Raw genomic sequence first — 13223 nt, forward strand, 5'->3', positions numbered from 1 at the left:
GAAGCATTACCGTATGGCAACGCGCATTACTCTCCATTACTGCACTGGCTGTAACTGGATGCTGAGATCCGCCTGGATGGCGCAGGAACTGCTGACCACCTTCGACGGCATGGTCGACGAGCTCACCTTGAAACCCGGCTCCGGCGGCATCTTTGAAGTCTGGGTAAACGATACCCGAATCTGGTCCCGCAAGGAGCAAGGGGGCTTCCCCGATATCAAGCAACTGAAACAGCTGGTGCGGAATCAGATTGCCCCGGAGCACTCACTGGGGCACTCAGACAAGCCGGTGTAGTACATCTACGAGGGTGGCTACCCGCTCCCGCACCTTTTCGCTACCATACGCCACCCTCAAAACGCCCGCCCGCTGCGCCATGCCCGTCTGCAGCTGCTGTTCGCCAGAGGTGATCCAGTTGATTTCTGCAGAGGCTTTCCCTTGTCCATCAACGCCTTATATACCGACTTGTCGGGCTACTACGATCTGATGTGTGCCGATATCGATTACCCGGCCCAGAGTCTCGGGATACAGCGGTTACATCAGCTATTTGGCAATGGCGGCAGGCGTCATCTGGATCTGGCCTGTGGCACCGGGCCGCACATCCGGCATTTCCTGAACCTCGGTTACCAGTGCGAAGGGCTGGATATTAATCAGCCCATGCTGGATGTAGCCGAGGAGCGTTGCCCGGAAGCCGTCTTCAGTGTTCGGGATATGTGCGAATTCCGGTTTGATAGTCCATTTGATCTGATTACCTGCTTCCTGTACTCCATTCATTACAGCGATGGTATCGAGAAGCTTCAGGGCTGTATCGAAAGCGCCCACCAGGCGTTATCAGCCAACGGATTGTTCTGTTTCAATGCCGTAGACAAGACCCGAATCAACAACAACCTGTATGTCAGCCACTCCGCCCGGCACGATGGCAGTGAGTTTACCTTTCGGTCTGGCTGGCATTACGTCGGCAGTGGTGAACGGCAGTCGCTCCGGCTTAGCATTGATCGCACCACCAATGGCATCAGTGAATCCTGGCAGGATGAGCACCCCATGGTGGCACTGAGCTTCCGGGAGCTGGCCACCCTGTTACAGCCCTGGTTCGACGTGACCATCTTCGAGCACGACTACGAACGCATCGTGCCCTGGGATGGCGAATCCGGAAACGCACTGTTTGTCTGCGTAAAGCGTTGAGCGTTACCGGATTTCGCTGAGAAGAATAGTGGTTAGTGCTTCATGCCGGCGTGGTCGTTCATCGCCGGGGCACCGTCAAGGGGGCGCACCATCAGTTCAATATTCAGGTCTTCGGCACCATCAAAATCCAGTCTTACCGGAACTTTCTCGCCCTCAACTAGGGGCTCAGGCAGCCTTTCAAGCATCAGGTGATAACTGTGAGGTTTTAACTCCACGGTTTTGCCGGCGGGTATCAGAAGACCACCATCTACCGGCTGCATACGCATGACACCCTCATGCATGGAAGTTTCGTGAATCGAAACGTTGCCGGCTCTAGGGGTTTCTGCGCCCACCAGGGTGATGGCCTGTTCACTGTGGTTGGTGATCGCCATATAGCCCACACCCATGGGCGTACCCGGCGGTGTTGGCCGACTCCAGGGCTGATTGATCTGTATCGGATGGCTCTGGTGGTCGTTACCGTGTGCGTGATCGGCGGCAAATGCGGCCGGGGCGAACAGGGCTGCGCCCAATGCCAGAGCAATCAGGGGTTGTTTCATTCGGCGTTCCTTGTTTTCTGACAAATATCACTACTGTAGCGGCCGGCTCCGACCACTTCAAAGCCATCAGGAGCGACGAATGGTCGCAGGGATATTGTCCGTGTTTGCCGTGTCAGTGAGCACCTGACGAACGTCTGCCATAGGCACCGGCCGGCTGAAATAGTAACCCTGGAAGCGCAGGCAGCCCATTTTGATCAAGGCCTGGGCCTGAGCCTGCTCTTCTACACCCTCAGCGATCAGACTCATGTTGTGGCTGCGGGCAATGGCGACGATGCTGCGCACCATATTGGCGGCTTTTTCATCTTCAACAATACCGTCCACAAAGCTTTTGTCGATTTTAAGCTCATCCAGAGGTAACTGGCGCAGCAGGCTGAGGGAAGAATAGCCGGTTCCGAAATCATCCATGGCCAGGCGTATACCGTGGCTTCTCAGGTCGCAGATAGTTTGCAGCACCTGATCGAAATTGCCCATGAACAGCGTTTCGGTAATCTCCAGAACCAGAGAGGACGGCGAGACATCGTGGGTTTTCAAGGCGTTCAATACTGTATCCACGAAGCCTGGCTGGCAGAACTGAATCACCGAGATGTTGATGGCCAGATCCAGCGGCTGTTTCACCTTGTCTATCAATTGCCGGAATTCCCTCAGGCTGGTGTCCAGCACGAAGTTACCCAGAGGAATCATCAGGCCGCTTTTCTCGGCCACATCCACGAATTCTGCCGGCGAAACGAATCCCAACTCTTCATCCTGCCAGCGCACCAAAGCCTCCAGACCAATGGTTTCGCCTGCATCGTTCACCTGCGGTTGGTACACCATATAGAGAGCATGAGAGGCCAGGCCATAGCGCAGCCTCTGTTCCACGTTCAGCCGCCGTAGATAAGCGGTTTCCATTTCTGCCTTGTAGACGCAGACGGCATTCCGGCTTTGTTTGGCCTCATACAACGCCAGGTGGGCACTACGAATCAGCTTGCTGAGGGAGTCTCCGTCTTCGGGGTACCGGGCCACCCCGACACTCGCGCCCACCTGCAGACGAAGCCGGCCCACTTCGAAGATTTGGGCCAGATCTTCTACCAGTGCCCGGCAGGCATCGGTCAACGAGGGGATGTTGGTATTGGGGGTAACGATGGCGAATTCATCGCTCCCGAGCCTCGCCAGATCGTCGTGTCGTTCCGCCAACCGCTCAAGTCTTCGCCCAAATTCCACCAGGGTGTGATCCCCGTACTCCAGCCCAAAGCGGTCATTGATGCCACTGAAGTTATCAATGTTGATCACCACCAGACTGAACGGCCTCGCCTGAGAAAGCCTGCCTTCCAATCGATCCAGGAGCCCGGCGCGGTTTAACAGGCCGGTGAGATCGTCATGTCGAGCCCGGTACAGCAACTCTTCCCGACGCTCTCCCTCGGCACGATCAATAACCCGGAACAACAGGTAGAGCAACCAGGCACCCAGTACAAAGCCAATCACGTAGGGTACGAGGGTACCCATAAAATCGCGGTAAAGAGGGGCAAAACGCGTCTCGGACACTGTCCAGATCTGATACCGAGCGTCGAAGGTGGCGGCTGTCAGATAATCTCGCTGGTCGCGGGTCATATGAAAAGAAACCGCCTCCGGACTGGCCATGATATCGGCCATGGTCTTTCCGGTTCCCTCCTCGAAATCACGCCGCTGTGCGCTCAAACGCTCCTCGTTGACCTGCGAGGCAGAATATCGCTCAGGCGTTGCGCCCTCTCGCGACATAAACTGGACGTATTTGTCTGCCTCCCGAAACAGGATGACACTGTCCTCGGGACCATCGTGCAGATCCTGCCCAAGAACTGAACCTTCGGCACCAATCTCCAGTCCGGCGGTCATTACTGCAACCACAGAACCATCGTCCGCTCGCAAGGCCTTTCGTATCGGGATCAACCAGGCACCGAGCGCATCCATATAATAAGTACGCCCTACCACCATCACATCCGACTCAAGGGCTTGCCTGAAACCTTCTGCGGTACTGGGGTTCTCCAGGAGATTGGGCAGGCGGCTGGTGTCCATATTGGTGCTGATACGAACCAGCGTGCCGTCCGGGCGAGCCAGGCCAAAACCTACGAGGGCCGGGTTAACCGAAAGGATACTGTCCAATAAAGGCATTTCCCTCCGCTCTTCCAGCGGTTCGCCACTGTCGAGGAGTTCGCGCCCCACGACATCAAGCACCAGCTCCTGAGTCCGGAACAGACTGTGAACGGATTGGGATATGAGCTCAGCTCTGGACAATTGATGCGCAGTTTCATCAGACAGGGTCTCCCGCCAGCGCTGCTGGAGAGACACCCCTAAAAGCGCAACGCCGACGATTACGATCAGAAAATACAGCGTCCAGATATTGCTTTTCAGAGCCGCCAAGTAGTCAGTCCATTTGTCCCGGTGAATGGGTTAATTTCGCTAACCATGATTATAGGATGACGCTGCAAATACGCACCCTGTTTTGACACAACCTTACCAAAAAAGATGATGCCAAAAGGAACTTTGCCGTCGTTATCCAGACAATCTGTTCATCTGGCGTTCATGCCGGATAGGGTTTACTGAGGCTAGAATCAAAACCGAAGCCAACGGCAACCAGGCGGAAAAGGAGCCAGACAATGAACGTAATGTCAGTGCTGAACCAGATCATGAACCAGGCCCAGGGCGGTCAGTCCCGCCAGGGCAGCCAGGGTGGAATGAACGTAAACCAGATGATGGGCAACCTTGGCAACCAGCTGTCCGGAGGTAAAAGCGGCAGTGGCATTGACGTAAAAAGTCTTCTGGGCGGCGGAGCACTGGGGCTCATGCTGGGCTCCAAGCGTGGCCGGAAAATGGGCGGCAAGGCACTGAAGTATGGCGCCCTGGCCGGCGTCGGCGTACTGGCATGGAAGGCCTATCAGAACTACCAGAGCACCAACCAGGGCCAGGCACAGCCCGCCCCGGTGCAACAGGGCCAACCCCTTGAGCAGTTGCAGGGAGCCGACCAGGAGCGTCGTGGGCTGGAAATTCTCCAGGCCATGATTATGGCCGCCCGTGCCGATGGCCATATCGATGCCAATGAAAGACAACTACTGACTCAGGAAATCGAGCGACTGGGCCCGGACGACGAACTCCAGGCATGGATCCAGCAACAATTCGATGCGCCACTGGATGCCAGTGCTCTGGCACGCAACGCCGATTCGCCCCAGGCAGCCCGGGAAATCTACGTGGTCAGCGCGGTGATGATTGACGAACAGAACCCGATGGAGCGTGCCTGGCTGGAACAGCTGGCCGGTGCCCTGAAGATAGAACCCAATCTGGCCAAAGAACTGGAACAACAAGTGCTGGCTACCAGTTAATCAATCACAGCAGACGGCACCGGACTCCCCGGTGCCGAATCCAAGTCAGGCCTTCTTAACAAACTCCGACTTGAGCTTCATGGCCCCCACACCATCAATCTTGCAATCAATGTCGTGATCGCCATCCACCAGGCGGATGTTCTTGACCTTGGTTCCCACCTTCACCACCAGGCTGGAACCCTTCACCTTCAGATCCTTGATTACGGTGACGGTATCGCCATCCTGCAGCTCATTGCCATTGGCATCACGAACCACCTTGCCTGCTTCAGCCGCTGCCTGCTCGGCCTCCGTCCATTCATGGCCGCACTCCGGGCACACCAGCTGAACGCCATCTTCGTAGGTGTATTCAGAACTGCACTTGGGGCAAGGGGGCAACTGAGACATTATCATTTCCTGTTAACTGAATGAGCACAGGATTATACCACTATTGCCCCGGCGCCACCCTCGCCAGAATGTCCGGGTTCTCCGACAACGGCAACGCCAGAATCACCCCTTCATTCGAAGCCGGAAAAATGCCCGTCAACGCTGTCACATTCACCTGGTGTGAGACCATCACCACCGGCATGCCGGGCCCAAGGGCATTCACCAAGTTGATGGTTTCACGGGTCTGTTGCGGGCCATCGCCCCGGTTGCGAAAAAATGAATTCAGAGCCGGCCACTCAGTCACTGGCCCCATATTCATCTCCTGGGCGGTCTCAAGACATCGACACCACTGGCTGGAAAACACCCTCGCCTCATCAATTCCATGTTCTGCCAGAAACGCTTTCCACGCCCGGGCCTGCTCACGCCCCGTGTCGTTCAGGTTCCTCTGGGTACTGCAATCTCCGAGCACAAACCCGACTGGATCACCGGTGCCTGGAGCCAGGGCATGACGCAGCATCAAAACGGCGCTCCCCTCTCTAAGGGCAGCCCAGGCGTCCTTTTCTGAGGCGTGGGTTTGAGAAAACCCTAAAGCGCCGATGGCCATCAAACAAAACACAAACGCTTTCATAATGATTCCTCAAAGATTCCGTCAGCGCGCATATCGCGGCGGTATCACCAGTGCCAGATCTGTGTCATTGGGGGTTACTTTCCAAAAATTTCGAAGGCCATGGATGGCCTGAGAGAAGCGCAAATGGATGTGCTCGTAGCGGTTTTTGGAAAGTAGCCGCCAATGACACAGGCACCCAATGTCTTACCGCCTAATAGCCAATACGCGGAACCAAACTAACAGGCTCACCCCATGAAAGGTTAAACTGACCACCAGCCAAACCAACGAAGGAAAACCGAAATGCCAATCTGGGTCGACGCCGATGCCTGCCCCGTTCCCATCCGGGAAATCCTCTGCCGTGCCGCTACCCGCTGGCAAATCCAGACCACCTTCATCGCCAACCACGCCATCAGCCTGCCACCAAGCCCACACATCAGCCGCCGGCAAGTCCCCCACGGTTTCGACGTTGCAGACAACGAAATCATGGACCAGATGAGCAAAGGCGATCTGGTGATTACCCAGGACATTCCCCTGGCCGCCGAAGCCATCGAAAAAGGCGCAGACGTCTTCAACCCCCGTGGGCAGGCCTTCACCAAAGAAAACATCCGCCAGCGCCTTGCCATGCGCAACTTCATGGAAGAAATGCGCAACGCCGGCCAGGTAACCGGCGGGCCGGCCCCATTCAGCCAGGGAGATCGAAAAGAGTTTGCCGACCAACTGGACCGGTGGCTGCAAAGAAACGCCCGCAAGTGAAAATGATTCTGTTTTAAAAAACGAAAGAATCCGCTACCCTTCCCGCCTCTGACAACCAGACAGCAGAAGGAAGCGGAACATGACCACACGCGCCCAGCACACCAGCAGCTTTGCCGCTCTCGGCCGCCTGCTTCGATACGCGCGTGGTTACCGGCGCCAGATCATCGCCTCCACCACCTGCTCCATCATCAACAAGCTCTTCGACATTGCCCCGGAAATACTGATCGGCGTCGCCATCGATGTAGTGGTGAACCAGGAAGAGAGCTTCGTTGCCGGCCTGGGCTTTGAGACTGCGCAGGAGCAGATCACCATCCTGGCGGTACTCACCTTCTTCATCTGGGCTGGTGAGTCGCTGTTTGAGTACCTGTTCCAGATTCTCTGGCGCAACCTGGCCCAGCGACTGCAGTCCGATCTCCGACAAGACGCTTACGAACACGCCCAGCGTCTGGACATGAGCTTCTTTGAGGCCAACAGCTCCGGACAATTGGTAGCCACCATGAACGACGATGTAAACCAGCTGGAGCGTTTCCTGGATGGCGGCGCCAATGCCATGATTCAGGTAGCGGTTACCGTAGTGGCTGTGGGTGCCGTATTCTTTGTGCTGTCGCCACTGATTGCCCTGTTGGCCTTCACACCTATTCCCCTGATCATCTGGGGTGCCTTCTATTTCCAGCGCAAAGCCGGCCCGCTGTACGCAGACGTAAGGGAGAAAGTGGGCGACCTGTCCAGCCGCCTGGCCAACAATCTGGGTGGTATCGCCACGATCAAGAGCTTCACCGCCGAACAGCGGGAAGCCAAACGCCTGAAGGACGCGAGCGAAGCTTATGTTGATGCTAACCGCCGCGCCATTCGTATCAGCTCCGCGTTCATTCCGGTCATTCGAATGGCCATTCTGGCCGGTTTCCTGGCCACCTTTACCGTTGGCGGTATGATGGCGCTGGAAGGCAGTCTGAACGTGGGCGCTTACGGGGTGCTGGTGTTCCTCACCCAGCGACTGCTCTGGCCCCTGACCGGGCTGGCGGAAGTGATTGATCTGTTTGAACGGGCCATGGCCAGTACCCGACGGATTCTCGATCTGCTCGCCGAACCGGTAAACGTCCGGGATGATGCCGGCAAGTCCCTGGAACAACCCGTTCGCGGAAAGGTCTCATTCAACCAGGTGAGCTTCCGTTACGCCGGCAGCGGCGCAGGCATACAGGACATTACCCTGAGCGTTCCAGCAGGCAATACCCTCGCGTTGGTGGGGGCGACCGGCTCCGGCAAGTCCACATTGATCAAGCTGTTATTGCGGTTCTACGACCCCTCCCATGGAGACATCCGGATTGACGGCCAGCCCATTCGTGGGGTGAGCCTGAAGTCCCTGCGCGATGCCATTGGCCTGGTCAGCCAGGATGTCTACCTGTTTGAGGGCAGCATCCGCGACAACCTTGCCTATGGCAAACCCGATGCCAGCGAAGAAGAGATCATTGATGCCGCTCGTACTGCCGAGGCCTGGTCCTTTATTGAGGCGCTACCGGAAGGCCTGGACACTCCTGTTGGTGAACGAGGCATTCGCCTGTCCGGCGGCCAGCGTCAAAGACTGTCCCTGGCCCGGGCGCTGCTGAAGAATCCACCCATTCTGGTTCTGGACGAAGCAACCAGCGCCGTGGATAACGAAACCGAAGCCGCCATTCAGCGCTCACTCAAGCGCATTGGTCATAACCGCACCGTCATTATGATTGCCCACCGGCTTTCCACCATTGTGGATGCGGACACCATTGCCGTGGTCGAGAATGGCCGGATTGTTGAGGAAGGCGATCACGACAGCCTGATACGCAATAACGGAGCCTACGCCGCGCAGTGGCGCGTGCAAACAGGTCAGGCGTGAGAAGGTAATGCTGTTCACCACTTATTATTGATAGGTATTCGCATTTAGATTATCCTGCCAGCCACAGAAACAGGGGAATCTGAATGTCCGCGTTTTTTGATGTCCGCGATCTCGCCGTTCACATTGGTAGCACGGCTATCCTTCATAACATTAACCTGGCCTTTAACGAAGGCCAGGTGACCGCCCTGCTTGGCCACAACGGCTCGGGGAAATCCACTTTGTTAAAGACACTGGCCAGGCAGATTCCAGCCAGTACCGGTGATGTCAGGCTTGAGGGTAACGCTGCGAAATGTCTGGGCGCCCGCGCTTTCGCCAGGATTGTCGGCTACCTGCCCCAGCACCCGCCGGGCACCGATGGCCTGACGGTCCGGGAGCTGATCGCGCTGGGCCGCTACCCCTGGCGAGGCCCGCTTGGCCGCTACAGCGATGCGGATTATGCGCTGATTGATCAGGCTATCGCAGACACCGACCTCAAACCTTTTGAACACCGCTCTGTCGACACCCTCTCTGGTGGCGAGCGCCAACGCGCCTGGATTGCCATGTTGCTGGCACAGCAAACACGCTGCCTGCTGCTGGACGAACCCATCTCCGCCCTGGATGTAAAGCATCAGGTAGAAACGTTGCGCCTTGTTCAGCGCCTTGCCCGCCAGCGCGAATTGACCGTGATTGTGGTACTGCATGATGTCGATCTGGCCTCCCGCTTCTGCGACCGGTTGGTGGCCCTGAAAGCGGGCCAGGTGGTGGCCGATGGCACTCCGGCAGAGATCATGGACAGCCAGATTCTTGAATCCATCTACAGCGTTCCCATGGGCGTGATGGAGCGGGCGCCGGGGCAATGGGTTTCCTATGTCCATTAACACGAAAGCCATGATGCTCGGTGCCCTGCTCTTTCTGCTGCCGACCGCAGGAACCGCCCAGACCTGGCAACACGAAGGCGGCACACTAACCCTTGAAGCCCCTCCTGAACGCATTATCGCGCTGAACTGGGCCGCCACCGAGACGCTGCTATTACTGGGTATCACCCCCGTTGGCGTGGCAGACAAAGCCGGCTATCACACCTGGGTTCAGGAGCCGGAACTGCCTGACAGCGTCGCCAATGTCGGCACCAGGGTCGCGCCCAGCCTGGAGGCAATCGCAGAACTGAAACCCGACCTGATCGTCACCAGCACCGAAATGGCTCCCGCGGCCGAACTGTTGGAGCGGATTGCGCCAACCTACGTCATCAGCGTGTATAAAAAAGACGCCCGACCATTCGACAGGGCCCGGGAAATGCTGATAACCCTGGGCGAAATCACCGGCCGGATCGACCGGGCCGAATGGGTACTGGCCGATATCGAACAGACCTTGCGTCAACAGAGGGAGCGCCTGGAACGGGCTGGCATTACCGAGAAGCCGGTTGCCCTGGTGAACTTTATGGACGACCGCCATGTCCGCATCTATGCCCCCAACGGTCTGTTCCAGACTGCCCTGGATAACCTTGGGCTTACCAATGCCTGGTCAGATCCAGGCAACTACTGGGGGTTTTCAGCCATAGGCCTTGAATCTGTGGCAGATGCACGAAACAGCCGCATCGTGGTGATAGAGCCACTGGTTCCGGGCCTGGCTGACAGTCTGGCTAACAGCCCTTTCTGGACCTACCTGCCACCGGTACAGAACGACGAGATCTACCGGATTCCCGCTGCCTGGCCTTTTGGTGGGGTTTATCCTGTGAAGCGCCTGGCCATTGCCCTGACCAACGCTCTGATTGAAGGGGGCAGTGACAATGTCCGCCGCTGAATCCGCTCTGCACACCGCCAGTCGCCCGGAGATTCCAGCCAGGCTCCCGATTGCGGTCGCGTTACTCTGGCTTACCGCATTCAGCGCCAGTGCCTTACCCTGGTTCGACCAACTGCACTTTTCACAGCTTCTCGCCGCATTCTGGACCTTTGATGGCAATCAGTACACCTCCGTTCTGGCCCACTTCAGCTGGGCACCGAGGGTCTCCATCGCGATACTGATTGGCTGCGCACTGGGATTGGCAGGAGCTGTTACCCAACAGGTACTTGGCAACCCATTGGCCTCACCCACAACCCTGGGGGTCGAAGCCGGAGGACAGTTCGGTGTTACCTTTGCCACCCTGTTTGCACCAGGTTTGCTGGCTTTCAGCCCTGATCTTGCCGCAGTAGCCGGTGGCTTGCTCGCCATCGGCCTGGTAATAGTGCTCACATGGCGGCTTGGCTTCTCACCTGTGACCGTGATTCTGGCCGGGCTGGTGGTTACCTTTTTTCTCGGCGCCATCAACATGGCCTTCCTGCTTCTGAAAGGTGAGTGGCTCGGTAATCTGTTTATCTGGGGCGCGGGATCTCTGGTACAGAACAACTGGACCCCATTCTTTGATCTGCTTCCCCGGGTGCTGGTTATTGCCGCGCTCATGCTGGCCCTGATACGCCCGCTACAGCTGCTTCAGCTTGGTCAGGCCTCAGCAGATTCGCTGGGAGCAAAGGTGTCGTTACTTCGCGCCGCTGCACTTTTCCTGGTGGTGCTTATGAGCTCCGTGGTGGTGAGCCGGGTTGGTCTTGTCGCATTTGTTGGCCTGGCAGCACCAGTATTGGCAAGACTGCTGGGCGCCAGAACACTGACCGAACGGCTGTTCTGGAGCACACTGGCTGGTGGCGGCCTGCTGTTACTGGCGGATACTCTGGCCCAATGGGCGACTGCCTGGGATGGCGGCTCGCTGGTGCCGACCGGTACGACCACCGCTCTCATTGGCGGCCCGGTTATCCTTCTGGCGCTCCAGGGTTTCCGAAACACCCACCACATGCCTGACCAGGGCAACGGACCTGCGGGCTTTCTGCCGCGCCGCCGAAGCCCGCTGTTGGTTGCCGGAACTCTGTGCTCTCTGTTAGCCCTGACGATCATTCTTTCCATGAGCTGGTCTCCGGGTCTTGAAGGTTGGAACTGGACCCCGTTGGCACAGTGGACAGACGCCTGGGTATGGCGAGGCCCAAGGTTAATGGCTGCTATCCTTGCCGGCATGGCTCTGGGTATGGCCGGCACCCTGATTCAGCGGATGACCGGCAACCCCATGGGCAGTCCGGAGCTCCTCGGCATCAGTGGCGGTGCAGCGTTGGTGATGGTGGTTATGGTCCTGACCGGACTTGAAATTGGCCGCCTTGGCCAACTGGCGGCGGCCACGGCGGGTGCCGCCGGCGCTCTGGGCCTGTTACTGCTGCTGGCCCGCAAGCACCAGTTCGCGGGCAACCAGCTGTTGCTTGGCGGCCTGGCACTGTACGTTTTCATGGATGCCGGCCTGAGACTGGTGATGGCCTCTGGCGGCACCGTTGCAGCGCGCCTGCTGAACTGGATGTACGGCTCCACCTGGCTGATCTCGGAATCCGAAGCCTTCGGTCTACTGGCACTGGTGGTAGGCCTTTCGACCTTGCTCTTGCTTGCCCTGCGACCGCTCACACTGCTGCCCCTGGGCGAAACATCCGCCTCTGCCCTGGGACTGCGGGTGCCACGAGCGCGACTTCTTCTACTGGTGCTGGCTGCCGTGCTGACCGCGGCGTCGACTGTAGTGATCGGGCCATTAAGCTTCGTCGGGTTGATCGCCCCGCACCTGGCCCGGGTACTGGGACAACAGACCGTGGGCCGGCAAATGCTGGTCGCAGCCCTGGCAGGGGGCCTACTGCTTTCACTGGCCGACTACCTGGCCCGGGTTCTGGTGTATCCCAATCAGCTACCCGCGGGGCTGCTGGCCGCCCTGGTCGGCGGCTTGTACTTCTTGTGGGGGCTAAGCCGTCATGGTCGCGGCTGAGACAGCAACGCAATGGCTGACGGATTACCACAATCTGTTGGCCCGCCACGACCTTGACGCTACCACTCTGATGGACAGCGCACTGACACCCGCCAACCGCGAACAACCCGCGTTGTTCTCCCTGGCCCAGCTACTGGCAAATCCAGACCTTCTGCAACAACAGGTCCTCAATGACTATCAGGATGCCGATCATCCGCGACTCCGCAAGGCGCGGCTTTCTGTCCTGCACCAGAGCCTGGCACTTCAGATTATCGGACCATTGGTGATCCGGCTGTTCAGGGATGGCAGCAGTGCTGCACTCGATCCCCGGCGGGTTTTCCTGTGCCCGACAACATCAACACCAGCGGACCCGTCTCGCTGGCAATATGCGGCCAGTGAACAGGAGATCCTGGAGCCTGAGGCGTTCATAAGAATTCTCAGTGAGCAGATGCAAGACTGGTACGGCGTGTTCCGCCACCATTTCGGGGTTAGTCCGGGGGCCTATTGGAGCAGCGTCGGGCTGGCGCTGGGTGCGCCCTATTCGGTGGTGTGGAACCGGGTTAATCCGGCAGAGTTGTGTAAACAGGCCGGCAGCTGGCTGGCGCAGTTCAAATGCGAGGCCAACCGATACATTGACTGGATTCCGGCAGAATTCAGCCAACAGTGGTGTGCCATCCCTCAGCGCAAAGGGTGCTGCCTCAAATATCTTTTGCCCGGAGGCGGCTATTGCGGAACGTGTGGGATCTATCGGAAAGAGCGGATCAGCTAGCTCCGAGCATCGAAACCAGTATCACTCCCAACGCAATCAATCCTATG

Annotated in this window: 13 protein-coding genes; 9 read left to right on the top strand and 4 right to left on the bottom strand. The window is 57.9% G+C overall.

Annotation, left to right across the window (positions count from 1 at the left end; translation table 11 throughout):
• The first annotated feature begins 13 nt into the window (after positions 1-13).
• Together ACSSVV_RS19005 and ACSSVV_RS19010 are read left to right on the top strand one after the other, a co-directional pair.
• Positions 14-292 carry a SelT/SelW/SelH family protein gene (locus tag ACSSVV_RS19005; protein ID WP_011785649.1) on the top strand — a complete coding sequence of 93 codons (279 nt, stop codon included), beginning with the start codon at positions 14-16 and terminating at the stop codon, positions 290-292.
• Positions 293-433: 141 nt separating this feature from the next.
• Positions 434-1177, top strand: coding sequence for a class I SAM-dependent DNA methyltransferase (locus ACSSVV_RS19010; RefSeq protein WP_011785650.1), 744 nt, complete (start codon positions 434-436; stop codon positions 1175-1177).
• Positions 1178-1209: 32 nt separating this feature from the next.
• On the opposite strand, the gene ACSSVV_RS19015 is transcribed toward ACSSVV_RS19010, so the two are convergent.
• Positions 1210-1713, bottom strand: coding sequence for a copper chaperone PCu(A)C (locus tag ACSSVV_RS19015; RefSeq protein WP_011785651.1), 504 nt, complete (start codon positions 1711-1713; stop codon positions 1210-1212).
• Positions 1714-1779: 66 nt separating this feature from the next.
• Complete coding sequence (locus ACSSVV_RS19020) at positions 1780-4086, bottom strand: putative bifunctional diguanylate cyclase/phosphodiesterase (RefSeq protein WP_454106749.1); 2307 nt, start codon at positions 4084-4086, stop codon at positions 1780-1782.
• 236 nt (positions 4087-4322) lie between these two features.
• Between ACSSVV_RS19020 and ACSSVV_RS19025 the strand changes: the two genes are divergently transcribed.
• Complete coding sequence (locus tag ACSSVV_RS19025; RefSeq protein WP_454106750.1) at positions 4323-5042, top strand: tellurite resistance TerB family protein; 720 nt, start codon at positions 4323-4325, stop codon at positions 5040-5042.
• A gap of 45 nt (positions 5043-5087) precedes the next feature.
• On the opposite strand, the gene ACSSVV_RS19030 is transcribed toward ACSSVV_RS19025, so the two are convergent.
• A complete protein-coding gene (locus tag ACSSVV_RS19030; protein ID WP_011785654.1) occupies positions 5088-5426 on the bottom strand; it encodes a zinc ribbon domain-containing protein YjdM in 339 nt (112 codons plus the stop codon).
• A gap of 40 nt (positions 5427-5466) precedes the next feature.
• Positions 5467-6009: a histidine phosphatase family protein gene (locus tag ACSSVV_RS19035; RefSeq protein WP_454106767.1), complete on the bottom strand. Its 543-nt coding sequence runs from the start codon at positions 6007-6009 to the stop codon at positions 5467-5469.
• Positions 6010-6312: 303 nt separating this feature from the next.
• Here ACSSVV_RS19035 and ACSSVV_RS19040 point away from each other — a divergent pair, with 303 nt between their 5' ends.
• The 6 genes from ACSSVV_RS19040 to ACSSVV_RS19065 all read left to right on the top strand — a co-directional run bounded on the left by ACSSVV_RS19040 (position 6313) and on the right by ACSSVV_RS19065 (position 13176).
• A complete protein-coding gene (locus ACSSVV_RS19040; protein WP_011785656.1) occupies positions 6313-6765 on the top strand; it encodes a YaiI/YqxD family protein in 453 nt (150 codons plus the stop codon).
• A 79-nt stretch (positions 6766-6844) separates the two neighbouring features.
• Entirely contained in the window at positions 6845-8632 is a 1788-nt protein-coding gene (locus tag ACSSVV_RS19045) for an ABC transporter ATP-binding protein (protein ID WP_454106751.1), read from the top strand.
• A gap of 83 nt (positions 8633-8715) precedes the next feature.
• Positions 8716-9489: an ABC transporter ATP-binding protein gene (locus tag ACSSVV_RS19050; RefSeq protein WP_454106752.1), complete on the top strand. Its 774-nt coding sequence runs from the start codon at positions 8716-8718 to the stop codon at positions 9487-9489.
• Positions 9479-10408, top strand: coding sequence for an ABC transporter substrate-binding protein (locus ACSSVV_RS19055; RefSeq protein ID WP_454106753.1), 930 nt, complete (start codon positions 9479-9481; stop codon positions 10406-10408). The genes ACSSVV_RS19050 and ACSSVV_RS19055 overlap by 11 nt, the downstream gene beginning before the upstream one ends.
• Positions 10395-12428, top strand: coding sequence for a Fe(3+)-hydroxamate ABC transporter permease FhuB (fhuB, locus tag ACSSVV_RS19060; protein WP_454106754.1), 2034 nt, complete (start codon positions 10395-10397; stop codon positions 12426-12428). The genes ACSSVV_RS19055 and fhuB overlap by 14 nt, the downstream gene beginning before the upstream one ends.
• The gene (locus ACSSVV_RS19065) at positions 12415-13176 is read left to right on the top strand and encodes a (2Fe-2S)-binding protein (RefSeq protein ID WP_014420811.1); all 762 of its coding nucleotides are present in this window, start codon (positions 12415-12417) and stop codon (positions 13174-13176) included. Before fhuB ends, ACSSVV_RS19065 begins: the two co-directional genes overlap by 14 nt.
• Positions 13177-13223: the final 47 nt, after the last annotated feature.

This window comes from Marinobacter sp. MBR-105 (assembly GCF_053628895.1).

Excerpts from the sequence above, each read along its gene's own strand:
- ACSSVV_RS19065 (WP_014420811.1), top strand. The coding sequence starts at position 12,415 with ATGGTCGCGGCTGAGACAGCAACGCAATGGCTGACGGATTACCACAAT.
- ACSSVV_RS19045 (WP_454106751.1), top strand. The coding sequence starts at position 6,845 with ATGACCACACGCGCCCAGCACACCAGCAGCTTTGCCGCTCTCGGCCGC.
- ACSSVV_RS19050 (WP_454106752.1), top strand. The coding sequence starts at position 8,716 with ATGTCCGCGTTTTTTGATGTCCGCGATCTCGCCGTTCACATTGGTAGC.
- fhuB (WP_454106754.1), top strand. The coding sequence starts at position 10,395 with ATGTCCGCCGCTGAATCCGCTCTGCACACCGCCAGTCGCCCGGAGATT.
- ACSSVV_RS19035 (WP_454106767.1), bottom strand. The coding sequence starts at position 6,009 with ATGGCCATCGGCGCTTTAGGGTTTTCTCAAACCCACGCCTCAGAAAAG.
- ACSSVV_RS19005 (WP_011785649.1), top strand. The coding sequence starts at position 14 with ATGGCAACGCGCATTACTCTCCATTACTGCACTGGCTGTAACTGGATG.
- ACSSVV_RS19055 (WP_454106753.1), top strand. The coding sequence starts at position 9,479 with ATGTCCATTAACACGAAAGCCATGATGCTCGGTGCCCTGCTCTTTCTG.
- ACSSVV_RS19030 (WP_011785654.1), bottom strand. The coding sequence starts at position 5,426 with ATGTCTCAGTTGCCCCCTTGCCCCAAGTGCAGTTCTGAATACACCTAC.
- ACSSVV_RS19015 (WP_011785651.1), bottom strand. The coding sequence starts at position 1,713 with ATGAAACAACCCCTGATTGCTCTGGCATTGGGCGCAGCCCTGTTCGCC.
- ACSSVV_RS19040 (WP_011785656.1), top strand. The coding sequence starts at position 6,313 with ATGCCAATCTGGGTCGACGCCGATGCCTGCCCCGTTCCCATCCGGGAA.
- ACSSVV_RS19025 (WP_454106750.1), top strand. The coding sequence starts at position 4,323 with ATGAACGTAATGTCAGTGCTGAACCAGATCATGAACCAGGCCCAGGGC.